Raw genomic sequence first — 23,696 nt, forward strand, 5'->3', positions numbered from 1 at the left:
CGTTTTTGATTGGATGGTGTTTGTGTCATCAGGGGATTGTTCAGAAAATGAGGTCCCCCATGACACCCCTTCGCATCGCATCTTTTTCGTCAGACGGCAGCGGCGGCAATCCCGCCGGCGTTGTCATTTCAGACCACCTGCCTGACCCCGATCAGATGCAATCTATCGCTGCAGAGCTTGGGTTTTCCGAGACCGCGTTCGCCACCCCAGAGGGCGATGCCTGGCGCGTCAGGTATTATGCGCCTGTCGGTGAGGTCGCTTTTTGCGGCCACGCCACAATCGCACTGGGGGCCGCGCTGGGTGCGCAAAAGGGGGCAGGACAGTTTGATTTGAACCTGCGGGACGCAAAGATCACCGTTGAGGCGATAGAGAAAAACGGTACTTGGCAGGCTGCGCTCCAGTCACCTGAAACATGGTCAAGGCAATTGGATGACAAATTGGGTGTGCAGTTGCTATCGCTCTTTGCTCTGACGGGTGAGGACCTTGATCCCATGTTGCCACCAACATTGGCCTTTGCAGGGGTCAAACACGCCATTCTTACCCTGAAGGACCGCACCAAGCTTGGGCAGATGTCCTATCCATTTGAAGCGATGCGCGCGCTGATGGCCGAACATGCTCTGGTTACCGTTAGTTTGCTTTACATCGACGGGCCGCGTCTTTTTGAGGCGCGCAATGCGTTCGCCAGCGGTGGGGTGGTCGAGGACCCTGCAACCGGCGCTGCCGCTGCCGCTTTGGGCGGCGCGTTGGTTGACATTAATTGGGATGGATTGCGCACAGGCGGTTCATTCGAGATCAGTCAGGGAATGGATATGGGTGCCCCATCAAGGTTGACGGTGAATGTGACAGGAACGCCCGGGGCGTCTGTTCGTGTGAGTGGCGCTGTCAGGTGGATGTGACCGGCAACCATATGTCCCGGCAAGTGGACTGACTTAAATTTTTCGAAAAAAATCCAGATACTAATCGAAAGCGCAATGAAGATTTAACACCCATCGCACTATCCCCTTATGCGGACATGTGCGCTGACAGATGACAGATGACAGCGAGTTGTTGACCGCCACTTAATGAAGGTTCCAATGCGCGACGAGGTCATCAAACGTGGGCAGAGTGAGTTGCGCAATGTGTGCAGCCGCAGCTGGACGTTGTTTTGGGTGGTCGGTCTGTTCAGCTTGTTTGCAAACCTGTTGATGCTGACGGGACCGCTGTACATGCTGCAAGTCTATGACCGAGTTCTGGGTTCTGGTTCACAAGAGACGTTGATCGCGCTGTCGATTCTGGTCGTGTTTCTGTATGGTTCGATGGGCATTCTGGATCATACGCGCGGCCGGATCATGGCGCGGGTAGGTGCGCGCTTTCAGGCTGATCTGGATCGCCGCGTATTTGATGCTGTCGTGCGCAAATCTGCGGTGGCACCGGATGTTAAAACCGACGCGGGTCTGGCCGATCTGGAAGCAGTGCAGCGGTTGATCACATCCCCAGTGCTTATGGCGGCCTTTGATATTCCGTGGTCGCCAATTTTCTTTGCGACGATCTTTGTGTTCCATCCGTTCTTGGGATGGATGGCGTTGGGTGGTGCCGCGATATTAATTCTGATTACGGTTGCAAATCAGGGGTTGTCGAGTAGCAGCCAGGCCAGGGCGGGCATCGCCAGTCAGACGGCTGTCGCTATTTCGGATCAGATCAGGTCCGAAGCGGAAATGGTGCAGGCCATGGGCATGCGCACTGCCGCTTTTGACCGCTGGCAAAAGTCGCGTCGCGAGGCATTGGAACAACACGTTCGTGCCACGGATGTTACTGGCACATTTACGTCAATGAGCAAGACACTACGCCTGTTTTTGCAGTCCGCCATGTTGGGGCTGGGCGCATGGCTGGTGCTGCAAGACCAGATGACACCGGGCGCGATGATTGCAGGGTCAATCTTGTTGGGTCGCGCGCTGGCCCCTGTTGAGATGGCGCTTAACCAATGGCCTGTTGTGCAAAGAGGGCGTATCGGGTGGGAAAACCTTGTGCTGCTTTTGGGGATGGTTGCCCTTGAGGCGACGCGCACTGCATTGCCGCAGCCACGTGCCAAGCTGACTGCCAAGGGGCTGACCGTGGTTCCACCAGGTGAAAAACAGGCATCGCTCAAGTCGGTCAATTTCGAGGTTGAGCCGGGTCAGGCTGTCGGTGTGATCGGGCCATCCGGTTCTGGCAAATCGACCCTGGCGCGGGCTTTGATGGGAGTCTGGCTTCCTGCTGGTGGATCTGTCCGATTGGATGGTGCAGCGCTGGATCAATACGGGCCAGAAACCTTGGGACGTCACATCGGGTATCTGCCGCAACGCATTCAGCTTTTTGATGGCAGCATTGCCGAAAATATCGCCCGGCTCTCCGACACGCCCGATGATACGAAAGTTGTTGCCGCGGCCAAAATGGCCGCAGCACACGAGATGATCCTTGAGCTGCCGCAAGGCTATGACACTCAGATACGATCGGGTCAGGTGCGCCTGTCTGGTGGCCAAATGCAGCGGATCGGCCTCGCCCGTGCACTGTATGGCGATCCCATGATTGTGGTGCTGGATGAACCTAATTCAAATCTCGATAACATTGGGTCACAGGCTCTGAACCAAGCGATCCGGCAGATGAAAGCGAACAAGCGGTCGGTTTTGATCATGGCACACCGACCTGCGGCCATTCAGGAATGTGACACGCTGTTGGTCCTAGACAACGGGATGCGCATGGCCTTTGGACCCAAAGATGAGGTTCTGGCAGGCATGGTCAAGAACCATCAACAGCTCAAACAGGCACCCGTTGATGCGGGAGGCGTGACATGAACGAAACACCTGACGAACGCTGGTCTGCAAAACGCCAGGTCATGATCGGTCTGTTGTGCTTGGCGCTGCTATTCGGTGGTTTTGGTACCTGGGCTATGATGACTGAGATCGCTGGCGCAATTGTCGCATCCGGCAAGATTGAGGTCGACCGGAACCGTCAGATTGTTCAGCACGAAAAGGGCGGTGTCGTGGCGGCAATTCTGGTGGATGAGGGCGACAGTGTGGCGGCCGGTGACCTGTTGATCCAGCTTGATCCACAAACTTTGGCCTCGCAATTGGCCATTACGGAAGGCCAATTGTTTGAACTGATGGCCCGACGAGGACGCCTTGAGGCACAGCGCGATGAATCGGACGTCATGGTTTTTGAAAAAGAGCTGATCGCCGTCGGCGCGATAAACTCGGATGTGCAGGAACTGATGGGGGGGCAGCGCAATTTGTTTGAGGCGCGCCGCGCATCCGTTGTGCAAGAGATTGATCAACTGGGCAAGCGCCGTGATCAAATCGGCTCGCAGGTTGCCGGTATTCATGCGCAAGAGGCGTCGATTGCCCGTCAGCTTGAGTTGATTGAAGAAGAGTTGAGCAATCAGCAATCGCTGTTGGACCGCGGCTTGGCCCAGGCATCGGTTGTGTTGTCGTTGCAGCGTGAACAAGCAAGATTGGAAGGACGGATTGGCGAATTGTCGGCCAGCAAGGCAGAAGCGCAAGGGCGGGCCACTGAAATTGTTATAGAGGTATTAAAACTTGGCGCTGCGGGCCGCGAAGAAGCGATCACTCGGCTGCGCGATCTTCGCTATCGCGAGCTGGAATTGGTGGAACAGCGTAGCGCGCTCAAGGCAGAGATCGATCAGCTTGATATTCGTGCGCCCGTGTCGGGCATCGTGTACGCGATGCAGGTCCAGACGCCGCGTTCCGTCGTGCGCCCGGCAGATCCGGTGTTGTATCTGGTCCCCCAAGACCGCCCGCTGGTTATCGCGGCGCGTGTCAGCCCGACCAACATCGATCAGATTGCAATCGGTCAGCAAGTAAAACTGCGCATGTCCGCGCTGGACCAAAGAACCACGCCAGAGCTCTTGGGGCAGGTCATGCAAATCTCTGCTGATGCGATAGAAGAGGAACAAACTGGGTTATCATATTATCGGGCGGAAATCACGTTGAACCCCGGTGAGATGGAAAAGCTGGCCGCGGGTATCATTCTGCTGCCCGGTATGCCAGTTGAAGCGTTCATTCGGACGGGGGACAGATCGCCTATGGCTTACCTGATCAAGCCGATGGCAGATTATTTTGCGCGCGCTTTTCGCGAAAGTTGATCCTGCCTCTTTCTCATCTCGCCTATCCCGGATAGCGTCTGATAAACCTCAAACCGCTAAGGAAATACGCCATGAACATCACCGCACGTCTGACCGAATTGGGTGTCACTTTGCCCGATGCACCTGCACCCGCTGCGAATTATGTACCGTTCGTGACGGTGGGTAATATCGTCTATGTCTCGGGGCAGATATCAAATGGCCCGAATGGGTTCATCACGGGCAAGTTGGGCGAGAATATGGACGTTGATGCTGGGGCAGCGGCAGCAAAATCCTGTGTGATCAGTTTGCTTGCGCAGGTCAAAGCAGCCTGTGGCGGCGATATTGAGCAGTTGGTCCGGGTGATCAAGCTGACCGGTTTTGTGAATTCCACAGCTGAGTTCACCGACCAGCCCAAAGTGATTAATGGCGCTTCTGATTTTTTGGTCGAGGCGCTGGGCGACAAGGGGCGTCATTCCCGTTCGGCGGTTTCTGCCGCGTCCTTGCCATTTGGCGTTGCAGTTGAAATTGAAGGCATTTTTGAGATCAAATGAGTTTGCCGCATGCGTTTTATGATCGACCGTTGGCTCATCGCGCATTGCACGACGTGCGTGATGGACGTCCCGAGAACAGCCGCGCTGCCGTTCGGGCTGCGATTGCGGCCGGATATGGTATTGAGATCGATGTTCAACTCAGCGCGGATGGCGCGGCGATGGTGTTTCACGACTATTCGCTGGACCGGCTGACAGGCGCAAAAGGTACCATACGGTCGTGTCGTGCTGATGAACTGGCCCAGATCCACCTGACCGGTGGCGAAGAGGGTGTTCCGACCTTGCCAGAAGTGCTTGATCTGGTCGCAGGCCGCGTCCCCTTGGTGATCGAAATAAAGGACCAGGACGGCGATATGGGCCCCGCGATCGGTCCGCTTGAAGAAGCAACTGCTGCGGCCGTGCGGGGATACGAGGGCGACGTGGCCGTGATGTCATTCAACCCTCATGCGGTTGCAAGAATGGCTGAACTGGTGCCGGATGTGCCGCGCGGTTTGGTCACAAGCGCCTACCGTTACGACGAATGGCCGTTGTCCAAGACGACTTGCGACCGTTTGCGTGGCATTCCCGATTATGATCGGGTCGGCGCATCTTTTATCAGCCACGAGGTCGATGATCTGACGCGCGCACGCGTTTCCGAATTAAAAGCACTGGGCGCAATGATCTGTTGCTGGACCGTTCGGACAGTTGAAGAAGAAAAGATCGCGCGCCAGATCGCCGACAATATTACCTTTGAGGGCTACCGCGCCGCCCTTACCGCTTGATCCTGCGCGGGTAAGCCACAGATAAGGCACGAAGGCAGGAAATAATATGAGTGCGCAGGACGTAGAGATTAGGGTGGTGCCTGAGCTTGCCGATATCGGGCAGGCCGATTGGGATGCCTGCGCATGCCCCGAGGCGCAGAGTGGCGCGCGCGCGCGCGATCCATTTACCACCTTTCGATTTCTTGCGGCACTTCAGAAAAGTGGCAGCGTCGGCCCCGGTACGGGGTGGCAGCCACAATATCTGACTGCCACGGTTGCGGGTCAGGTTATTGCAGTGGCCCCGATGTACGTCAAATCGCATTCGCAGGGTGAGTATATCTTTGACCATAACTGGGCGCATGCCTATGAGCGCGCGGGGGGACGGTATTATCCAAAGCTGCAAATCGCGGTGCCACATACACCCGTGACAGGTCGGCGTTTTCTTACCCGTCCCGGGTTTGAAGAAACCGGGATGGCAGCGCTTGTTCAAGGTGCCATTCAGCTTACGGAATCAAACAATTTGTCGTCTTTGCATGTAACCTTTTGCACCGAAGATGAAGTTGAAGTCGCCAAAGAACTGGGGTTGATGCCGCGCAAGAGCCAGCAATTTCACTGGCGCAATGATGGTTATGTCAACTTTGATGGCTTTCTGAGCAGCCTTAACTCGCGCAAAAGAAAGAACATTCGCAAAGAACGCATGACGGCCCAAAGCTTTGGGGGACACATTCGGGTCCTTACCGGTGATCAGATCAAACCGGAGCATTGGGATGCTTTTTGGCGGTTTTATCAGGACACGGGCGCGCGAAAATGGGGGACGCCTTATCTGACGCGGTCGTTTTTTGATATCGCCCATGAAACACTGCGTGACGATATCGTTTTGGTTCTGGCAAAGCGTGACGGTGAATATGTGGCGGGGGCCCTGAACTTTATCGGTGCTGATGCGTTGTATGGTCGGTATTGGGGCTGCTCTGAGCATCATCCCTGCCTGCATTTCGAGCTGTGTTACTATCAGGCGATAGATATTGCCATCGCATACAAGCTCAAAACGGTTGAAGCTGGTGCGCAGGGCGAGCACAAACTGGCGCGAGGCTATTTGCCAACGCCGACCTGGTCGCTGCATTGGATGCGGGACGCGGGGTTTGCCAATGCGATTGGTGATTATCTGGCGGCAGAACGTGCAGCCGTTGACGAAGAGATTGAGATTTTGACAGATTATGGGCCATTTAGACGCGCCCAAGTTGAGGAGCAGGAATGACAGAACGATTAAGCGACGAAACCCGAAACACGTTACTACAGCCGCTTTTTGACACTGGCTGGGAGATGGAAGAGGGGCGTGATGCCATCCACAAAACGTTTAAGTTTCCCGATTTTGCAGATGCGTTTGGCTGGATGACCCGTGTGGCGATATGGTCGGAAAAATGGAACCATCATCCAGAATGGATCAATGTCTATAACAAGGTGAACGTGACCTTGATTACCCATGATGTTGATGGCTTAAGCACGCTTGACGTCAAGTTGGCGCGCAAAATGGACGGCTTGTTCGAGGCCAAGAAAGACTGACGGAATACACATGCAAAATCTAATGAATACTGAGCTTTGGCAGGGCAAGACCCTTGGCGATCTTTTGACACTTGAATTCTTGGCCGGCGCAGTGGGGTCGGTCCTTGCAGCCATTGCGATCCTGCTGGTGGGTTGGATCGTGTCAGCCTGGCTGCAACGTCGTGTGCAGCACCTTGGAAAGAAACACAAACATCTGGATGAGATGTTGTTCGATTTTCTTGCGTCCATCGTGCGGTATGTCGTGCTGGGATTCGCGGTGCTGTTTGTGCTGAACACTTTTGGTGTTCAAACGACATCAGTTGTAGCGCTTATCGGTGCGGCAGGTTTGGCAATTGGTCTGGCCCTGCAAGGCACGCTTTCAAATGTCGCAGCGGGTGTGATGCTGATCATGTTCCGGCCCATCAAAATCGGCGATTTTGTGGATATCGGCGGAGAAATGGGAACGGTCAAACAGATCAACCTCAACTTTACCGAATTGGCAGATCTCAGCAATGTTCAGGTGATTGTGCCAAATTCCAAGGTTTGGGGGAACGTCATCACCAACTATTCCGTGAACGAAACGCGGCGCGCTGAATGGACGTTTGGCGTTGGCTATGGGGCCAATCTGAAAAGCGCGGAGGAGATAATTCGCAAAACCATTATGGCCGATGCGCGCGCACATGCCGACCCCGATCCGTTTATTCAGGTTACAAATCTTGGCGACAGTTCTGTCGATTTTCTGGTGCGTGTCTGGTGTGACGCGGGGGATTATTTTGCGTTCAAGGCGGATATGACGCGGCAGGTCAAAGAAGCGTTGGATGCGGGGGGCGTCGACATTCCGTTCCCCACCCGCACGATCGTTCAGGCGGCAGAGTAGCGTATTGGTGTAAGGCGGCAGGCCATCGCATTGGCCTGCCGCGTTTGTATTACATGCTGGCCAGCAGCGCTTCACCGCCGGAAACGTCACAGACGCCGGGGGTTTCTTCGGCTTGGAACAGCGTCACTTTGCCGTCGTCCACCAACATCGCATAGCGTTTCGAACGTGCCATCAACCCGGCAGGGGGTGCGTCAAAATCCATGCCGATGGCACGGGTGAATTCGGATGACGCATCGGCCAGCATGGTGATGCCTGCCGCAGTTGCACCCGTCGCTTCGCCCCATGCTTTCATCACGAAAGGATCGTTGCAGGACACGCAGATGATCTCATCCACGCCTTTGGCATCAAACTGATCCTTGGTGCGCACAAAACTGGGTACATGCGCGGAATGGCACGTCGGTGTAAATGCACCAGGCACCGCGAATACAACCACTTTGCGGCCTTTGAGTTTGTCTGACATTTTAACTGGCGATGGTCCGTCAGCGCCCAATTCGACCAGAGTCGCGTCGGGCAGAATGTCCCCTTGGGATATTGTCATAGGCTACACCTTTCATGTCATTGCGTTTGTCCTGAGCAAGCATATAGGTTTTGTCATAGGTACGACCAGTAATATCGGGGAAAATTGGCTATGCGGCATGTGGTTGTGATCGGGGCGGGGCAGGCGGGGTCGTCCTGTGTGGCCAAGCTGCGCAATGGTGGTTTTGAAGGTCGCGTGACGTTGATTGGTGCAGAACCCGTGCCCCCATATCAGCGGCCGCCCCTGTCCAAGGCATACCTGATGGGTGACATGGCACTTGAACGCCTGTTTCTGCGCCCTGAGGCGTTTTATGCAGAGCACGATATCGATCTCATGATGGGCGCGCATGTCGATGCGATTGACACAGCCGCGCAACGCATCTCGGTGCAGGGCAAGACGGTGCAGTATCATGATCTGGTCCTGACCACGGGATCAGAGCCGCGTCATTTACCGGCCAGCATAGGTGGTGATCTGGACGGAGTGCATGTTGTGCGCGATCTGGCGGATGTGGATGCGATGGCCCCAAGTTTTGTCAAAGATGCGAAGGTGCTCATTGTTGGCGGGGGTTATATTGGGCTAGAGGCTGCATCGGTTGCCGCCAAGCTGGGCCTGCGCGTCACGCTTGTTGAAATGGCAGATCGCATTTTGCAGCGCGTTGCCGCACCCGAAACAAGCGACTTCTTCCGTAATCTGCATCAAGAGCATGGGGTCGATATCCGTGAGGGTATCGGCCTTGAACGGCTGTTGGGTGATGGGGCTGTGCGTGGTGCGCGCCTGTCTGACGGGGCTGAGGTTGATGCGGATTTCGTAATTGTCGGTGTCGGGATAGCGCCGTGTACGGCCTTGGCCGAGGTGGCAGGGATCGAGATCGACAATGGCATCAAGGTTGATGCGCAGGGCCGGACCTCAGCGCCGCATGTATGGGCGGCGGGTGATTGTACGTCGTTTCCCTATCGCGGTGGGCGCATTCGGCTGGAGTCCGTTCCCAACGCCATTGATCAGTCAGAATGCGTGGCTGAGAATATCATGGGTGGAAACAAAGACTATGTTGCGAAGCCATGGTTCTGGTCCGATCAATACGATGTGAAGCTGCAGATCGCCGGGCTGAACACAGGCTATGACCGGGTGATCACACGGCGCACGGATGCCGATAGCGTGGCGTTCTGGTACTTTCGCGGGTCCGAATTGTTGGCGGTTGATGCCATGAATGATCCGCGCGGATTCATGGTTGGCAAGCGCTTGATTGAGGCTGGAAAATCGCCAGACGCTGCGGTAATCGAAAACCCGGAAACGGATTTGAAATCGTTGCTAAAGCTGTGAGGATCATCGCCGGAAAATACCGTGGATCGGTGTTGGCCGATGTGGGCGAAGGCGACGTGGGCGCGCACCTGAGGCCCACGTCTGACCGGGTGCGAGAAAGCCTGTTCTCGATGCTGACACATCACGATGTGATCATCGGCGCAAGGGTGCTTGATCTGTTCGCGGGGACCGGCGCGCTGGGGTTGGAGGCGTTATCCCGCGGTGCGGAAGACGTATGTTTTGTTGAGAATGGCCGTGTCGCGCAACGCCTGATCACTCAGAATATCGAGAAATTGAGAGCAACAGCTGAGACCACGTTGATGCGCAATGATGCGACCGGTTTGGGTGCGTGGATTGCGGCACCTTTCGATCTGGTCTTTCTAGATCCCCCCTACGGTAAAGGGCTGGGGCAGCTGGCGTTGACAACTGCACGAGACGGCGGATGGTTCGCACCGGATGCCATGATTGTCTGGGAAGAAAACGCACCGATGAACGCGCCAGACGGGTTTAAGCGGATTGATAAACGCAAGTATGCCGATACCCATGTGACCTTGCTGTGCAGAACGGTTTAGGCCGCCGCCCGAATAAGCGCTGCCAAACGTTTGATGCCTTCATCGATTTTGGCATCATCTGCCAATGAATATGCAAGGCGCAGGGTGTTTGCCCCGGATCCATCGGCAAAAAAGGCCTGACCTGGAACAAAGGCGACCTTTTGCGTTTCAAGCGATTGCAGCAACAGATCACCGCAATCCAGATGTTTTGGCAGTGTGACCCAGACAAACATCCCGCCTTCGGGTTTGGTCCAGACCACGCCATCGGGCATATGGGTCTCCAGGGCATGCAGCATCGCATCACGGCGCGCGCCGTAGACTTTGCGCAGTTTGGCGGTGTGTTCGCCAAAAATCTGCTGCGCCACGGTGGCGATTGCCATTTGGTTAAGCGTTGATGAATGCAGATCGGATGCCTGTTTCATCAGCACCAGCTGGGAAATGACGGGTGTCGCGCCACACACCCAACCAACCCGCAAACCCGGTGCTAGTGACTTGGAAAAGCTGCCGCAATACAGCGTCCGACAGGCGTCGATACTGCCTTTGCGTTCAATTTCCAGCGCCAGTACGGGTGGGATCGGGGTGCCATCATAGCGCAGTGCCTGATAGGCCGCGTCCTCGATCACCGCGATGTCCATCTCATCTGCAAGATCAAGGATATTTTTGCGCGCCGCCAGATCAAGCGTCTCGCCCGTGGGATTGGCAAAATCAACCGACATATAGGCAAACTTTACCTGCCCGCCTTTTTGAGCAGCAGCGTCTGCATAATCAGCGGCAGACCGATTGCCGCGGGGGATCAGGCGATCATAATTTGGTTCATAGGCATTGAAGGCACCCAATGCACCCAGGTACGTGGGCCACCCCAAAAGTGCCGTATCGCCCGGTGACAGCATCAGTTTGCCTAAATAATCCAGCGCTTGTTGCGATCCGGAGGTGATCAGCACGTTATCACGGGTGCATGGGATACCGATTGCATCCATTTGCCCGACGATCCAATCGCGCAAGGGACCGTGGCCTTCGGAAACGGAGTATTGCAGCGCCGTGGCTTGTTTGGTCGGGGAAAGGGCATCCGCCAATGCCACCTGAAACGCTTCGGTTGGGAACAGAGCGGGGTCAGGAATGCCACCTGCAAAGGAAATGATATCGGGCTGATCCAAGAGCTTGAGCAGCTCGCGAATTTCGCTGGCTTTCATGCGTTGCATGCGCGTCGCGAATATCTGTTCCCAATGCATGCTGTTGTCCCCCTTGGTTTGGCGACAACAGCACGAATCTAAATGTATGGCAATACTTCTTACCTATTTGTACGTAAATTGGGCTGCATGCGCGAACCTTCTTTAAGTTTGGTAGGTGGGGTGAAAGATATTGGCGGGCGACAGGGTGAATATCTCACATCCGGTTTCCGTAACCCCTACGGAATGTTCAAATTGCGCTGACAAGGATTTGTCACGGGTCACAGCCGTCCAGTCATCGGAGAGCGTCTTGGTTTCTGCCCGTCCAAGGTTCACCATCGGCTCAATTGTGAAGAACATGCCAGGCTCCAGAACAGCGCCGGTACCGGGGCGGCCGTAATGAAGGACGTTCGGTGGTGCATGGAATACACGCCCCAACCCGTGTCCACAGAAGTCTGTGACCACGCTCATCCGATGGCCTTCGACATAGGTCTGGATTGCATGGCCAATGTCGCCAAAAGTATTGCCGGGTTTTACGGCCTCAATTCCCCGCATCAGGCTGTCGTGTGTGACTTGGATCAGACGTTCAGCTTTGCGGGACAGTTTGCCTGCCACATACATGCGTGATGTATCGCCAAACCAACCATCAACGATCACGGTAACATCGACGTTCAGGATATCCCCATCTTTCAGCTTCTTGTCGCCGGGGATACCGTGGCAAACAACGTGATTCACCGATATGCAGCTCGCGTGTTTATAGCCCTTGTACCCGATCGTCGCTGATTTCGCCCCGGCTGCTGTCACCTTTTCCTCAATGATGCGGTCAATCTCTTTGGTAGTTTGACCAACAAAGACGTGTTCGGCGATTTCGTCCAGAATGGCTGCGGCCAACCGGCCAGCGGCGTGCATGCCGGCAAAATCAGAAGGATCGTAAATGCGAATGCCGTCTTTGGTCTGACGGCCACGGTGTTCTGTATTCACCGGGTTCTCCAATATCTTTTGTTTGGCCCTACTTAGCGTGCGGGGCGGCCAAGGGCCAGAGGGGCGGCGAGGCTCACTTCCAAAGGGCTGATGTGGGTGCCAATGGCCAGGGTTTCCAGACCAGAGGCGGTTGCCGCGTGGTGGGCCGAGGCATAAGCGGGGTCAATGTCGTCGGCAATTGTGACATGGCTACAATCGGTGCGTTGCACAAGGTAGAGCAGAATGGCCCGGTGCCCTGCGGCTGCCATCCTGGCCAATTCGCCCAGGTGTTTTACGCCTCGGGCGGTCACGGAATCAGGGAATTCGGCCAAACCGGGTTTCCGGGAGAGCGTGACAGATTTCACTTCGACAAAGGCATCTGGCAAACCCGGTTCGCTCAGCAAAAAGTCTATGCGGGAGTTTTCGCCGTATTTCACTTCTGGTTTTACAGTTCCATAGGCGGCAAGCGGTGCTAATTCACGGGCTTCAAGAGCGGCCCGCACCGCGCGGTTCGGAAGCGCGGTGTCGACACCGGTGAAATGACCATTCTCGTGATCAACCAACCGCCAGCCGTACTTCAGCTTTTTCTTGGGGTCATCATTTGGTTCAAGCCAGATTCGCATCCCCGGTTCTGCCAATCCCATCATTGAGCCTGGGTTCGCACAATGTGCCGTTACCTCGCGCCCATCCTCAAGCATACAATCGGCCAAAAACCGTTTGTAGCGGCGGATCAGGCGGGCGGGGACAAGTTCGGTTTGAAAGCGCATGGGGCGCGGCCTATACCGTAGTGTAAGCAACCTCAAGGATACAAGCATATGCTCAACCCCACCGCCGCGATGCTGGTCATCGGAGACGAAATTCTGTCAGGTCGCACCCGCGATTCAAATATGCATTATCTTGCGGGACAACTGAATGATATCGGTATCGACCTAAAAGAAGTGCGCGTCGTCGGTGATGAGAACGGCAGAATTATCGCGGCGGTTCAGGCGCTGTCAGCCGCGTATAAATACGTGTTTACCAGTGGTGGCATCGGACCAACCCATGATGACATTACGGCCGACTGCATTGCAGCAGCGTTCGACCGAAACATAGATGTGCGCGATGATGCCCGTGCCATTTTGGCAGAACATTATGAAAAATCAGGGACAGAGCTGAACGCATCGCGGCTGCGCATGGCGCGGATTCCGGATGATGCGACCCTGATTGAAAATCCGGTATCGGCGGCCCCCGGTTTCAAACTGGAAAATGTGCATGTCATGGCAGGGGTGCCGTCGGTCTTTCAGGCGATGGTCGCCTCCGTGATCCCGACACTGACCGGGGGGTCGGCGCTGATCAGTAAAACAACCAGAATTGACCGGGGTGAGGGCGATATTGCGGGGCCGTTGGGCGATTTGGCGGCGGCGTTTCCGGCACTGGTGATGGGGTCTTATCCGTTTCAAAAAGATGGAAAATACGGCGCGCATATTGTGATCCGGGGCAACGATGAGGCTGAGATTGATGCGGCGATGGATCAACTCAAAGATACCTTTAAGTGAATGTGACGGCGCATCATCTATATGAGGTCTGCGACCAGACATGGCCCGCCGCGCGGCGCTTAGTTCTGGGCAAATGGACGCTGCGTGAAGGGCGGGGCGGCGGTAAACGGGTCTCTGCGGCGACTGCGCTTGATGCGGTGGGCGCAGAAGACGTCGCGCAGGCTGAAATCGCCATGCGAGAGATGGGGCAGCAGCCGTTGTTCATGATCCGGCAAGGCGATGATGCGCTGGATGCACTGCTTGAAGCACGAGAGTACCCGATCGTCGATCCTGTCACCCTTTATACACTTCCCATTGAAAACCTGACCGACGTGCCAATCCCTCGGGTGACGGCGTTCACAATCTGGGAACCTCTGGCCATCATGACCGAGATATGGGCCGAAGGCGGCATCGGTCCGGCACGATTGGATGTCATGTCTCGGGCGCATATCAAGACCGGCGTGCTCGCCCGTTGGAACGAACAGCCTGCCGGCGTGGCCTTTGCCGGGGCTCATGACAATGTGTGCATGGTCCATGCTGTCGAAGTTTTGCCACATCAGCGCAGGCAAGGCGTGGCGGAATGGATGATGCGGGCGGCGGCATTCTGGGGGCAGTCACAGGGTGCCACGCATGTGTCGGTCTTGTGTGTGGATCAAAACGTGGGTGCAAATGCGCTTTATCGTTCTCTGGGCTTTGCACCTGCAGGGCGTTATCATTACCGACAATCCCCCGACTAAAGGAGCCACCGGATGGCTGAAAAGATGCCCACTGCCCTTGATTTGCCGATGGTTGATCCGCTTCCGGAGGCCACGCAAAAGTACTTTGACGTCTGTCAGGACAAATTGGGAATTATCCCGAATGTCTTACGTGCACATGCCTTTGACATCGATAAATTGAACGCCTTTACAGCACTTTACAACGACCTGATGTTGGGCACGTCCGAATTGACCAAACTTGAGCGCGAGATGATCGCGGTTGTCGTGTCGTCGGTGAATAAATGCTACTACTGTCTGGTGTCGCATGGTGCTGCGGTGCGGGCCTTGTCCGGTGATCCGACGCTGGGCGAACAACTGGTGATGAACTACCGCGTGGCCAAGTTGGACCCACGACAGCGTGCCATGCTGGATTTCGCGCACAAGCTGACAACAGCAAGCGCCACGATTGAAGAGGCAGACAGGCAAGTGTTGCGCGACCATGGGTTTAGCGAGCGGGACATTTGGGACATCGCCAATGTCACTGGGTTCTTTAACATGACCAATCGGGTTGCCAGTGGCACCGACATGCGACCGAACGACGAATATCACGCTCAGGCGCGATGAGAACCGCATGGCGCATTCTGGCGATCACAGTCCTATTGGGCTGGGCGAACGTTGGTAACGCGCTGGACCTGTCGTTGCCGGCCAATGCGGTGCAGACAGCAGCGCGGAACACCTCGCCCGATCTCTACGCAGCTCCGGTGGGCGTATTTGCTGATGGCAAGGTTGAAAAAATCAACATTGAAGGTGACGTGCGCCGTAAGGCATGGCGCCTCGACCAGCCTGGGCTGACCCCCCTACAGGTGATGCGCCCGCTGCGCGCCCAGTTGGACGCCGCCGGTTTTGAAATTGTCCTTGATTGCGCCAGCCAGACGTGTGGCGGATTTGACTTTCGATTTGCCGCTGAAACGCTGCCAGGACCGAACATGTATGTGAACATTCGGGCGTTTCATTTTGTGACCGCAATGCGCCCAACGGCAGCGGCCCCGAATGAGGTGATCACGGTTCTGACAAGCACCTCTGCCACGTCCGCTTATGTGCAGGTTATCCAGGCGGGTGCCTTGGACGACGTTGCAGTTGCTGTCGCAGCAACCGTTGATGTGCCTGTCACAACGCCAGTTGCCGCGCCCCAGGATATGTCGGGTCAGCTGTTGAGCGTGGGTCATATGGTGCTGAAAGACCTTGATTTTGATACGGGTACTTCTGACTTGGGTACCGGGAATTTTGCCTCGCTCGATGCCTTGGCCGCATTCCTCAGGGCGCAACCGGGGATCAAAGTTGCGTTGGTTGGGCATACTGATTCTATTGGTAGTCTCGACGGGAATATTGCATTGTCCCGCCGCCGCGCGCAGTCGGTGCGTGCACGGTTGATTGATGCGTATGGCCTCGACCCCGGGCGCATGGATGCGCAAGGTATGGGGTATTTGTCGCCCATTGCATCAAACCTCAATGCGGCAGGTCGAGAAGCGAACCGCCGGGTCGAGGTGGTTGTGCTGTCATCGGAATGAATTTGAGCCAAAAAGCCCCGATACCAAAAGGCATCGGGGGCTTAAGTCCATCAAGGGTAGATGGTGTTACTTTTACCAGTCACTTGGACCTTTATCGGCAAATTCGTGCACCAGGAAATCAATGAATGCGCGCACTTTGGGCTGTGTGAAACGACCTGGCGGATAGACGGCATAGATGCCTTGGGTTTCCAACGGCAGATCAGGGATCGCATCCTCAACCAGACCCTTTTCCATCGCTTCTGAATAAAGGAAACTGGGCAGATACGCGATGCCAAGTCCGCTGATCGCGGCATTCAGCAAAGATTGCCCATCGTTGACCGAAAGCCAGCCAGCGGTGCGTACCTGACGTTTTTCGCCAGAGGGTGCGGTTAATTTCCAAACGTTTCCTGAGGATTGGTTTGAATAATGTAATAGCTTGTGATCGTTCAGATCATCGATCTTTTCAGGCCGCCCGTATTGTTCAAAATACTTCGGTGACGCGATCATCCGTTTGGTCGTTTCTGTCAATTTGCGGGCCCGCAGGGTGCTGTCTTCCAGCTCACCAATCCGCACGGCCATATCAAAACCTTCGCTGATCAGCTCAACATAACGGTTGTTCAGGACCATGTTCACCGTAATATCTGGGAAATCGCTGAGGAATTCCGACAAAGCCGGAGACAGGTGGTTTACCCCGAAATCGGTCGCTACCGAAATGCGCAGAAGGCCAGATGGTGCGGATTGCATTGACGTAACCAATGCGTCCGCTTCACCGGCGTCGTTCAACACCCGGCGGGCACGGTCATAATAGGCAAGACCGATCTCTGTTGGGGACACACGGCGTGTCGTCCGGTTCAAAAGGCGTGCGCCAAGACGGGCCTCAAGTGACGAGACGTGTTTGGACACGGCCGATTTTGAGATTCCCATTTTTTTAGCGGCATCGGTAAAGCCCCCTTGATCCACCACGGTGGCGAATGCTTCCATTTCAGTGAGGCGGTCCATGCCCGATCCCTTCAAGATACTTACTTCAAGCATCAGCTATGGCGGTGAATTGGGGCGGGTTCGGGGCAGGGTTAAGACAGTTACAAGGTAATTGCTGGGATCGTTCAAGGCATGGAAACGGCAGCGCGACCGATTTTCAATCATTCTCAAAGCCAGCGAAATGCCTTTAGCACCAGATACATTAACCCCGCCAACCCAACCAGTGAGATGCAAAGAATGGCAAAACCCCATGCGTTTTCAATGCCAGGCATGCCGCCAATGTTCACGCCAAACAGACCGGTCAGGAAACCGAGCGGTAAAAATATTGCTGCCACAATCGACAGAGCATAGCCGTTTCGCGCCTGACGGCGTGCCACATCTAAGTCGTGATCATCCTGCACGGCAATCAAACGTTCCTGAAGCGCGTCAAGCTCTTCGACCGCAATTGTGGTGCGGTTGGCTAGTTCACGCAGTTTCAGGGCGTCGTTTTCAGGTACAATCGGTAGGTCAATGGTCGACAGTGTGACCAGTGCATTTTTCTGAGGCTCAAGATAGCGGCGCAACTTGATCACACTGCGCCGGGTCGCTGGCAAGTCCTTTGGCAATGGTGTTGTATCGTTCTCAAGGTCCGCTTCGAAAAACTCGGTCAGCTTGGAAATGCGCATCACCTCGTCCTGAACCCGTGCGGTCAGGCGGCCAACCAGCGCTTCGATAAAGGCGGCAGTTGTAAGAGGCGGTGCTTGGGCGATGACCATCTGGCGGATTTCATCAAGCGCAAAAACTCTGCGCAGTCGCACGGTGATGATGACATTACCTTCAACCCACATACGCACCGACACCATTTGATCAGCACGCTGGCCCGCATTCATATTAATGCCACGCAGGTTCAGAATGAGCCCTTCTTTATAAAGGTCACACCGTGGTCGCGTTTCGGGCTGCAACAAAGCACCTGCAGGGATCGCTGGCAGTCTATTCGTGGCCCAGTCAGCCAGATCGGGATCGCTCAGGTCATAGTGCCACCAACGATAGGTGCCGGGGCCGGTAAGGGCGGCATCATCCGGCACCTTTGCTGTGCCGTCAGGGAATATGTCAAAGACGCAAATGGGCATTGCGGCATCTTTACTGCGACCCGTGATTTACGCAATGGCCCGATCAGGGCTGGTGGGCAGATCACCCACCCCTGTCACAACGATGCGGCCAGTCGGGTACCTTGATTGATCGCGCGTTTTGCGTCCAGCTCTGCTGCGACATCCGCGCCACCGATGACGTGGCAGGAACGGCCTTTTGCCTCTAATGCATCAGCGAGCGAACGATCAGAAAGTTGCCCGGCGCATAGAACGATCGTGTCCACCTCAAGCAAGGTGGGGTTTTCGCGCGCCTCGCCAAAGCTGATGTGCAGGCCGGTCTGGTCTATTTTTTCATAGTTCACACCGGCAATCATTTTAACCTCTTTCATGGTAAGTGAAGCGCGGTGTATCCACCCGGTTGTCTTGCCCAAGCCTTTGCCGACCTTTGACGGCTTGCGCTGCAGCATTGTGACCTGACGGGCGGGCGCATGTGGCTGTGGCCCTTCTGGGGCCAGTCCGCTGCGGTGTTCTGCGGGGTCTGTGACACCCCATTCACGCATCCATTCGGGCAGGTTGAGTGTGGTGCTGTCGCCGTCATGCACAAGGTGTTCACTGACGTCAAAACCGATACCGCCCGCACCAATCACGGCGACACGGTTGCCTACTTTCGCTTTGCCATTCAGCACATCGATATAGCTGACCACGTTGCCGCCATTCTGGCCGGGGATTTGGGGGTCACGCGGTACGACGCCTGTGGCGATAACGATCTCGTCAAAGCCGTCAAGATCATTTGCCGACACTTCGGTGTTCAGCTTTACTGTTACGCCCCGTTCGGTGACCATGGCGCGATACCAGTCGACAAACCCCCAGAATTCCTCTTTGCCCGCAACTTGCTTTGCAAGGTTAAGCTGTCCGCCAATTTCAGACGCGCGGTCGAAAACGGTGACGTCATGACCGCGTTCCGCTGCTGTAATGGCGGTGGACAGGCCTGCGGGACCCGCCCCCACGATGGCAATGGATTTTGGTCGGTCCGTTTTTTCGATTTTCAGTTCAGTTTCATAGCAGGCGCGCGGATTGACCAGACAAGTCGAAATCTTGCCATTGAACGTGTGGTCAAGACAGGCTTGGTTACATGCGATGCAGGGCGCGATCTGGTCGGAATTTCCCGCCATCGCTTTGGAAACAAATTCGGGGTCGGCCAACATGGGCCGTGCCATCGAAACCATATCCGCGCATCCATCGGCCAGAATTTCCTCGGCGACTTGCGGGGTGTTGATCCGGTTTGACGTGATGATCGGGATACCCACCTTGCCCATCAGTTTTTTTGTGACCCAGGCAAAAGCGGCGCGGGGTACGGATGTCGCGATTGTCGGAATTCGGGCCTCGTGCCAGCCAATTCCCGTGTTGATGATGGTTGCACCTGCTTTTTCAATCTCTTGAGCAAGTTGAACAACCTCATCATGGGTCGACCCGTTGGGAACCAGATCAATCATCGACAGGCGGTATATGATGATGAAATCCTTGCCGACGGCTTTGCGCGTGCGGCGCACGACCTCAATCGGCAGGCGCATGCGGTTTTCATATGACCCGCCCCATTCGTCGGTGCGTTTGTTGGTGTGGGTCACAAGGAACTGGTTCAGGAAGTATCCTTCGGACCCCATGATCTCGACCCCGTCATAGCCCGCCTCTTTGGCGCGTTCGGCACAGGCGACGATATCGCTGATTTGCTTTTCGATGCCTGCCGCATCTAACTCTTTGGGCGCAAACAAAGAGATGGGCGATTTGATCGCAGAGGGGGCGACGCAATCAGGTGAATAGGCATAACGGCCCGCATGCAGGATCTGCATTGCGATCTTGCCACCCGCCTCATGAACGCGGTTTGTAACCACTCTGTGATTTTTCACGTCTTCATCAGTGGTCATCATCGAAGCACCGTGCATGACCGACCCTTCGGGATTTGGGCCGATGCCGCCAGTGACCATCAATGCCACGTCCGCCCGCGCACGGGTGGCATAAAACTCAGCCACGCGGTTCCAGTCTTTTGTTTCTTCCAGCCCGGTGTGCATTGACCCCATAAGCACGCGGTTTTTGAGTGTTGTGAAGCCCAGATCAAGAGGGGCAAGCATATGGGGGTAATCAGACATGGGAACCTCACGGGGATCGGGAATGGGATGGCATTTGCATGACCTTAGAACGTGGTTCTGTCACGCACAACGCCACGTCATAGGGGGCCAGCAGGATCCTGAAAGGCACAAGGCAGCTTTAGACCATTTGGCTTTCGTGATATTTGATGACAAAGCGGGTTTGGCCAAACTGGAATTATGCCCCGCGCCACAAAAGCCCGCACCAGTAAAGAAAGTGCCCTGATGACGCCTGAAGAGATTTCCAAATTGCCCTATCGGTCCTGCGTGGGGGTGATGCTGGTGAACGAGGTGGGCGATGTGTTCGTGGGTCAACGCAAAGATCGCGATTTTGATGCCTGGCAGATGCCCCAGGGTGGCGTGGACAAAGGTGAAGCAGCGGATGAAGCCGCCTTGCGGGAGTTGGAAGAAGAAATAGGTGTGGGCCGTGAATTGGTCAGCATTATTGCGCAATCGGACGGCTGGCTGGCTTATGATTTGCCGCATGATCTGGTGCCTAACATATGGAAAGGGCGCTATCGGGGGCAGCAACAAAAATGGTTTCTGATGCGGTTTACTGGTCGGGACGATCAAGTGAACATTGAAACGGACCACCCGGAATTTTCAAAGTGGCGTTGGTTGCCGGTGGATGAGCTGGTGGACGGGATCGTTCCGTTCAAACGCGAAGTATATGAGGCGGTTGTGAAAGAGTTCAGGGCATATTTATGATGCGTATTATTGCGTTTGTCTTAGCACTTGCTGCACCTCTACCGGCATTGGCGCTGTCTTGTGTCCAGCCGTCGGTTGTGGCCACCTATGAACGGGCGCAGGATTCAACCGATGCCTATGTGGTTGTTCATGGCAGATTGGTTGTGGATCAGCGCAAATTTCCACGTGCTGGGGCCTCCTCGCATAATCCAGCCGAAATGACCCGCATCCCCGCGACGATTGATGGGCGTGTCCTGTTGAAGACCGGGTTTCACGCGCCATTCAAGAGGGGGATCACACTGGAGGTTGCTTGTTTTGGTCCGTGGTGTGGATCGGTCGAAAATGGGGCGGATGTGTTGGCTTTTCTCAGGCGTGACGCGGCGGGTTACTTTTTGGCCATCGATCCATGTGGCGGCGATGTGTTCGCCACGCCTCAGTTCGCAATGTTGAAACAGGTTGAGCGTTGCTTCAAGCGCGGACAGTGTTAGGGCCGAATGATCGGTACATGCGGTGCCGCAGCTTCGGGCAAAAGGCCGATAAGCCGCGGGTCTTCATCAATTTCGACTTGCTGGCGGTAAGGGGTGAACCCGCTGCGAATATAGAACGACAGTGCCAGGTGGCTGTCGATGGTGCATGTGTGAACGTGAAAGCGGGTGATCGGCTGCATCCAGGCAAGGCGAATGGCTTCATTCATCAAGAAACGCCCGGCCCCGGTGCCAATCAATTCTGAAGTCAAACCAAAGTAGGCCAGTTCGCATTGGCCCTCTTGACGGAAATCGAGTTCCAGCATCGCTTCGTCCCGTCCGTCGCGCGTGAGGGTGTAAAAGGCAACCTTTGGGTCGGCCAGAATGGCGGACAAATCGGTATCTGCCATCTTAAGACGTCCGTACCAAAGCCAATCAAGCGCGCCAACGCGGCTAAAGATATCGCGGTACCACGCAAGATCAGGCTGAAGCTGCCGGAAAGTGATGCCCTTTTGGATCGGCTGAGGACGCGTCGGCGCAGGTGCATGCATCTCAAGATGTGTGACCACCATCGCCACTTTGCCTCGTGGCACATCGTGCAGCCCATCCGTCAGCACGATCAGACGAGGCCTTGCGCTTTGAAAAGGTCCATGATGGCAACCTCTGGCCGCGGCCCCACATGGCTGATGACCTCGGCCGCGCAGACATTGCCCATCCGCCCACAAACATCCAGATCGCGCCCGGTTGCCACTCCATAAAGAAAGCCAGCGGCAAACTGATCCCCTGCACCAGTTGCGTCCACCGGCACCACTTTATTCACCGGAACATCCACGCGGATGCCGCCCTGAATAATCGTCACCCCATCACCGGACCGCGTACAGACGACAAGCGGGCACATCGCGGCGGTTTTGCTCAGTGCGCCCTCAAGATCGTCAGTCTCATAGAGGGATCTGATTTCGGCTTCATTGCCAATCACGTAGTCCAGCTCGTTGCCGATCATTCGCAAGAAATCGGCGCGGTGACGGTCCACACAGAACGGATCAGAGATGGCGATGCCCGCCTTGCCGCCTGCGGCGCGGGTCAGGCGCGATGCCTCCAGAAAGGCTTGTTTGCCCTGATCTTTGTCGAACAGATAGCCTTCGAGAAACATAATCTTGGCACCGGATGCGACCTGATCGGGCACATCATCGGGTCCTAAATCGGTGGAAATGCCCAGATAAGTGTTCATGGATCGCTCCCCGTCGGGGGATACAAAAATCATCGACCGTGATGTGGGCAGATGGCCGCCCGCGACAGGATGGTTCACAAATGCGGTGCCGCCATCACGCATTGAATTGGCATAAAACCTGCCCAAAGCATCGTCGTGTACCCGCCCGATAAATGCGGTCGGCAGGCCCAGTGATCCGATCCCCGCAACCGTATTCGCAACCGAACCACCCGGCGTCTGAAGCCGGTCTTCCATTGCGCCAAAAAGCACCTCTGCGCGGTCGCGTTCGATCAGCTGCATGATGCCTTTTTCAATACCCATATGGTCCAGAAAGCTGTCATCGGCATGGGATATCACATCAACAACGGCATTCCCGATGCCAACAACTTCGTATTTGGTCATTCTGTTTTTTCCTCATAGGGACAAAGATCACGGATGATACAGGTGCGGCACAACGGTTTGCGCGCCTTGCAATGATAGCGGCCGTGCAGGATCAGCCAATGGTGGGCATGGTGTTGAAAATCTGCAGGCACATTATCTTCGATGGCCCGTTCGACAGCCTCGACGGTTTTGCCCGGGGCCAGCCCTATCCTGTTTCCGACGCGAAAAATATGGGTATCCACGGCCTGTGCGGGCTGGTGCCACCACATGTTCAGCACGACATTGGCTGTCTTGCGCCCCACGCCCGGCAGTGATTGCAGGGCGGCACGAGAATTGGGAACCTCGCCGCCATATTCATCAACCAATATCTGGCTAAGTTTGATGACGTTCTTGGCCTTTTGCCGAAAAAGACCAATTGTTTTGATATGCTCGGTGACCCCGTCGATACCCAAGTCCAACATTTTATGGGGGGTATCAGCAATTTTGAACAACGCACGTGTGGCTTTGTTCACGCCCGCGTCAGTGGCTTGTGCGCTCAGCGCTACGGCGACCACCAGGGTATAGACATTCACGTGCTCCAATTCGCCTTTCGGCTCAGGCTCTGCGCGATGAAAGCGCGTAAAGATTTCGCGGATGGTATGATAGTCGAGCTGTTTGGTCATGGGCCGTGGTATGTGCGGATTTCTTGTTCAGGGCAAGGTTAAGCGGCCAAATTTGTCTGC

26 protein-coding genes are annotated in these 23,696 nt (G+C 55.6%); 16 read left to right on the forward strand and 10 right to left on the reverse strand.

The window, feature by feature from the left end; translation table 11 throughout:
• Positions 1-59 precede the first annotated feature (59 nt).
• From ACEWL3_RS17045 to ACEWL3_RS17080, 8 genes are all read left to right on the forward strand, one after another.
• Positions 60-896: a PhzF family phenazine biosynthesis protein gene (locus ACEWL3_RS17045; RefSeq protein ID WP_386182205.1), complete on the forward strand. Its 837-nt coding sequence runs from the start codon at positions 60-62 to the stop codon at positions 894-896.
• Positions 897-1,073: 177 nt separating this feature from the next.
• The gene (locus ACEWL3_RS17050; RefSeq protein ID WP_386182203.1) at positions 1,074-2,810 is read left to right on the forward strand and encodes a type I secretion system permease/ATPase; all 1,737 of its coding nucleotides are present in this window, start codon (positions 1,074-1,076) and stop codon (positions 2,808-2,810) included.
• Positions 2,807-4,117, forward strand: a complete 1,311-nt coding sequence (locus ACEWL3_RS17055; protein ID WP_386182202.1) for an HlyD family type I secretion periplasmic adaptor subunit — start codon at positions 2,807-2,809, stop codon at positions 4,115-4,117. The genes ACEWL3_RS17050 and ACEWL3_RS17055 overlap by 4 nt, the downstream gene beginning before the upstream one ends.
• Before the next feature lie 71 nt (positions 4,118-4,188).
• On the forward strand, positions 4,189-4,647 hold the full coding sequence (locus ACEWL3_RS17060; protein ID WP_386182200.1) for a RidA family protein: 459 nt from the start codon (positions 4,189-4,191) through the stop codon (positions 4,645-4,647).
• On the forward strand, positions 4,644-5,405 hold the full coding sequence (locus ACEWL3_RS17065; RefSeq protein ID WP_386182198.1) for a glycerophosphodiester phosphodiesterase family protein: 762 nt from the start codon (positions 4,644-4,646) through the stop codon (positions 5,403-5,405). Before ACEWL3_RS17060 ends, ACEWL3_RS17065 begins: the two co-directional genes overlap by 4 nt.
• A gap of 46 nt (positions 5,406-5,451) precedes the next feature.
• Entirely contained in the window at positions 5,452-6,639 is a 1,188-nt protein-coding gene (locus ACEWL3_RS17070; protein WP_386182196.1) for a GNAT family N-acetyltransferase, read from the forward strand.
• Entirely contained in the window at positions 6,636-6,944 is a 309-nt protein-coding gene (locus ACEWL3_RS17075; protein WP_386182194.1) for a 4a-hydroxytetrahydrobiopterin dehydratase, read from the forward strand. Before ACEWL3_RS17070 ends, ACEWL3_RS17075 begins: the two co-directional genes overlap by 4 nt.
• 10 nt (positions 6,945-6,954) lie before the next feature.
• Complete coding sequence (locus ACEWL3_RS17080) at positions 6,955-7,800, forward strand: mechanosensitive ion channel family protein (RefSeq protein ID WP_386182192.1); 846 nt, start codon at positions 6,955-6,957, stop codon at positions 7,798-7,800.
• Between the two features lie 49 nt (positions 7,801-7,849).
• Here ACEWL3_RS17080 and ACEWL3_RS17085 read toward each other — a convergent pair whose 3' ends face one another.
• Complete coding sequence (locus ACEWL3_RS17085) at positions 7,850-8,338, reverse strand: peroxiredoxin (protein WP_386182190.1); 489 nt, start codon at positions 8,336-8,338, stop codon at positions 7,850-7,852.
• A gap of 90 nt (positions 8,339-8,428) precedes the next feature.
• Between ACEWL3_RS17085 and ACEWL3_RS17090 the strand changes: the two genes are divergently transcribed.
• Complete coding sequence (locus ACEWL3_RS17090) at positions 8,429-9,637, forward strand: NAD(P)/FAD-dependent oxidoreductase (protein ID WP_386182188.1); 1,209 nt, start codon at positions 8,429-8,431, stop codon at positions 9,635-9,637.
• Positions 9,634-10,188, forward strand: a complete 555-nt coding sequence (gene rsmD / locus ACEWL3_RS17095; RefSeq protein WP_386182187.1) for a 16S rRNA (guanine(966)-N(2))-methyltransferase RsmD — start codon at positions 9,634-9,636, stop codon at positions 10,186-10,188. Before ACEWL3_RS17090 ends, rsmD begins: the two co-directional genes overlap by 4 nt.
• Here the strand turns inward: rsmD and ACEWL3_RS17100 are convergent.
• From ACEWL3_RS17100 to sfsA, 3 genes are all read right to left on the reverse strand, one after another.
• A complete protein-coding gene (locus ACEWL3_RS17100; protein ID WP_386182185.1) occupies positions 10,185-11,396 on the reverse strand; it encodes an aminotransferase-like domain-containing protein in 1,212 nt (403 codons plus the stop codon). The genes rsmD and ACEWL3_RS17100 overlap by 4 nt on opposite strands.
• A 102-nt stretch (positions 11,397-11,498) precedes the next feature.
• On the reverse strand, positions 11,499-12,314 hold the full coding sequence (map, locus tag ACEWL3_RS17105; protein WP_386182183.1) for a type I methionyl aminopeptidase: 816 nt from the start codon (positions 12,312-12,314) through the stop codon (positions 11,499-11,501).
• Positions 12,315-12,346: 32 nt separating this feature from the next.
• On the reverse strand, positions 12,347-13,060 hold the full coding sequence (sfsA, locus tag ACEWL3_RS17110; RefSeq protein WP_386182181.1) for a DNA/RNA nuclease SfsA: 714 nt from the start codon (positions 13,058-13,060) through the stop codon (positions 12,347-12,349).
• 48 nt (positions 13,061-13,108) lie between these two features.
• Between sfsA and ACEWL3_RS17115 the strand changes: the two genes are divergently transcribed.
• Genes ACEWL3_RS17115 through ACEWL3_RS17130 form a run of 4 tightly spaced genes read left to right on the forward strand, consistent with a single transcriptional unit; the run spans position 13,109 to position 16,070 of the window.
• A complete protein-coding gene (locus ACEWL3_RS17115; protein WP_386182179.1) occupies positions 13,109-13,828 on the forward strand; it encodes a competence/damage-inducible protein A in 720 nt (239 codons plus the stop codon).
• Positions 13,825-14,544, forward strand: coding sequence for a GNAT family N-acetyltransferase (locus ACEWL3_RS17120; protein ID WP_386182177.1), 720 nt, complete (start codon positions 13,825-13,827; stop codon positions 14,542-14,544). The genes ACEWL3_RS17115 and ACEWL3_RS17120 overlap by 4 nt, the downstream gene beginning before the upstream one ends.
• A 12-nt stretch (positions 14,545-14,556) precedes the next feature.
• A complete protein-coding gene (locus tag ACEWL3_RS17125; protein ID WP_386182176.1) occupies positions 14,557-15,126 on the forward strand; it encodes a peroxidase-related enzyme in 570 nt (189 codons plus the stop codon).
• A complete protein-coding gene (locus ACEWL3_RS17130; protein WP_386182174.1) occupies positions 15,123-16,070 on the forward strand; it encodes an OmpA family protein in 948 nt (315 codons plus the stop codon). The genes ACEWL3_RS17125 and ACEWL3_RS17130 overlap by 4 nt, the downstream gene beginning before the upstream one ends.
• Positions 16,071-16,142: 72 nt before the next feature.
• Here ACEWL3_RS17130 and ACEWL3_RS17135 read toward each other — a convergent pair whose 3' ends face one another.
• From ACEWL3_RS17135 to ACEWL3_RS17145, 3 genes are all read right to left on the reverse strand, one after another.
• On the reverse strand, positions 16,143-17,048 hold the full coding sequence (locus tag ACEWL3_RS17135; protein WP_114880049.1) for a LysR family transcriptional regulator: 906 nt from the start codon (positions 17,046-17,048) through the stop codon (positions 16,143-16,145).
• A gap of 146 nt (positions 17,049-17,194) precedes the next feature.
• Positions 17,195-18,136 (reverse strand): zinc transporter ZntB, encoded by a 942-nt coding sequence (locus ACEWL3_RS17140; RefSeq protein ID WP_386182172.1) that lies wholly within the window; start codon positions 18,134-18,136, stop codon positions 17,195-17,197.
• Between the two features lie 74 nt (positions 18,137-18,210).
• A complete protein-coding gene (locus ACEWL3_RS17145) occupies positions 18,211-20,238 on the reverse strand; it encodes an FAD-dependent oxidoreductase (RefSeq protein ID WP_386182170.1) in 2,028 nt (675 codons plus the stop codon).
• A gap of 222 nt (positions 20,239-20,460) precedes the next feature.
• On the opposite strand from ACEWL3_RS17145, the gene ACEWL3_RS17150 reads away from it, so the two are divergent.
• On the forward strand, positions 20,461-20,943 hold the full coding sequence (locus tag ACEWL3_RS17150) for an RNA pyrophosphohydrolase (protein WP_386182168.1): 483 nt from the start codon (positions 20,461-20,463) through the stop codon (positions 20,941-20,943).
• Positions 20,940-21,410 (forward strand): hypothetical protein, encoded by a 471-nt coding sequence (locus ACEWL3_RS17155; RefSeq protein WP_386182166.1) that lies wholly within the window; start codon positions 20,940-20,942, stop codon positions 21,408-21,410. Before ACEWL3_RS17150 ends, ACEWL3_RS17155 begins: the two co-directional genes overlap by 4 nt.
• On the opposite strand, the gene ACEWL3_RS17160 is transcribed toward ACEWL3_RS17155, so the two are convergent.
• From ACEWL3_RS17160 to nth, 3 genes are read right to left on the reverse strand one after another with little or no spacing between them, the layout of a single operon-like run.
• Positions 21,407-22,003 (reverse strand): GNAT family N-acetyltransferase, encoded by a 597-nt coding sequence (locus ACEWL3_RS17160; RefSeq protein ID WP_386182164.1) that lies wholly within the window; start codon positions 22,001-22,003, stop codon positions 21,407-21,409. The genes ACEWL3_RS17155 and ACEWL3_RS17160 overlap by 4 nt on opposite strands.
• 2 nt (positions 22,004-22,005) lie before the next feature.
• Positions 22,006-22,995, reverse strand: coding sequence for an adenosine kinase (locus ACEWL3_RS17165; protein WP_386182162.1), 990 nt, complete (start codon positions 22,993-22,995; stop codon positions 22,006-22,008).
• Positions 22,992-23,636, reverse strand: coding sequence for an endonuclease III (gene nth, locus ACEWL3_RS17170; RefSeq protein WP_386182161.1), 645 nt, complete (start codon positions 23,634-23,636; stop codon positions 22,992-22,994). The genes ACEWL3_RS17165 and nth overlap by 4 nt, the downstream gene beginning before the upstream one ends.
• Between the last annotated feature and the right edge of the window lie 60 nt (positions 23,637-23,696).

This window comes from Sulfitobacter sediminivivens (assembly GCF_042611115.2).
GTDB classification, from domain to species: Bacteria; Pseudomonadota; Alphaproteobacteria; order Rhodobacterales; family Rhodobacteraceae; genus Sulfitobacter; species Sulfitobacter sediminivivens.

Excerpts from the sequence above, each read along its gene's own strand:
- ACEWL3_RS17045 (WP_386182205.1), top strand. The coding sequence starts at position 60 with ATGACACCCCTTCGCATCGCATCTTTTTCGTCAGACGGCAGCGGCGGC.
- ACEWL3_RS17050 (WP_386182203.1), top strand. The coding sequence starts at position 1,074 with ATGCGCGACGAGGTCATCAAACGTGGGCAGAGTGAGTTGCGCAATGTG.
- ACEWL3_RS17055 (WP_386182202.1), top strand. The coding sequence starts at position 2,807 with ATGAACGAAACACCTGACGAACGCTGGTCTGCAAAACGCCAGGTCATG.
- ACEWL3_RS17060 (WP_386182200.1), top strand. The coding sequence starts at position 4,189 with ATGAACATCACCGCACGTCTGACCGAATTGGGTGTCACTTTGCCCGAT.
- ACEWL3_RS17065 (WP_386182198.1), top strand. The coding sequence starts at position 4,644 with ATGAGTTTGCCGCATGCGTTTTATGATCGACCGTTGGCTCATCGCGCA.
- ACEWL3_RS17070 (WP_386182196.1), top strand. The coding sequence starts at position 5,452 with ATGAGTGCGCAGGACGTAGAGATTAGGGTGGTGCCTGAGCTTGCCGAT.
- ACEWL3_RS17075 (WP_386182194.1), top strand. The coding sequence starts at position 6,636 with ATGACAGAACGATTAAGCGACGAAACCCGAAACACGTTACTACAGCCG.
- ACEWL3_RS17080 (WP_386182192.1), top strand. The coding sequence starts at position 6,955 with ATGCAAAATCTAATGAATACTGAGCTTTGGCAGGGCAAGACCCTTGGC.
- ACEWL3_RS17085 (WP_386182190.1), bottom strand. The coding sequence starts at position 8,338 with ATGACAATATCCCAAGGGGACATTCTGCCCGACGCGACTCTGGTCGAA.
- ACEWL3_RS17090 (WP_386182188.1), top strand. The coding sequence starts at position 8,429 with ATGCGGCATGTGGTTGTGATCGGGGCGGGGCAGGCGGGGTCGTCCTGT.
- ACEWL3_RS17100 (WP_386182185.1), bottom strand. The coding sequence starts at position 11,396 with ATGCATTGGGAACAGATATTCGCGACGCGCATGCAACGCATGAAAGCC.
- sfsA (WP_386182181.1), bottom strand. The coding sequence starts at position 13,060 with ATGCGCTTTCAAACCGAACTTGTCCCCGCCCGCCTGATCCGCCGCTAC.
- ACEWL3_RS17115 (WP_386182179.1), top strand. The coding sequence starts at position 13,109 with ATGCTCAACCCCACCGCCGCGATGCTGGTCATCGGAGACGAAATTCTG.
- ACEWL3_RS17125 (WP_386182176.1), top strand. The coding sequence starts at position 14,557 with ATGGCTGAAAAGATGCCCACTGCCCTTGATTTGCCGATGGTTGATCCG.
- ACEWL3_RS17130 (WP_386182174.1), top strand. The coding sequence starts at position 15,123 with ATGAGAACCGCATGGCGCATTCTGGCGATCACAGTCCTATTGGGCTGG.
- ACEWL3_RS17135 (WP_114880049.1), bottom strand. The coding sequence starts at position 17,048 with ATGGACCGCCTCACTGAAATGGAAGCATTCGCCACCGTGGTGGATCAA.
- ACEWL3_RS17140 (WP_386182172.1), bottom strand. The coding sequence starts at position 18,136 with ATGCCCATTTGCGTCTTTGACATATTCCCTGACGGCACAGCAAAGGTG.
- ACEWL3_RS17145 (WP_386182170.1), bottom strand. The coding sequence starts at position 20,238 with ATGTCTGATTACCCCCATATGCTTGCCCCTCTTGATCTGGGCTTCACA.
- ACEWL3_RS17150 (WP_386182168.1), top strand. The coding sequence starts at position 20,461 with ATGACGCCTGAAGAGATTTCCAAATTGCCCTATCGGTCCTGCGTGGGG.
- ACEWL3_RS17155 (WP_386182166.1), top strand. The coding sequence starts at position 20,940 with ATGATGCGTATTATTGCGTTTGTCTTAGCACTTGCTGCACCTCTACCG.
- ACEWL3_RS17165 (WP_386182162.1), bottom strand. The coding sequence starts at position 22,995 with ATGACCAAATACGAAGTTGTTGGCATCGGGAATGCCGTTGTTGATGTG.
- nth (WP_386182161.1), bottom strand. The coding sequence starts at position 23,636 with ATGACCAAACAGCTCGACTATCATACCATCCGCGAAATCTTTACGCGC.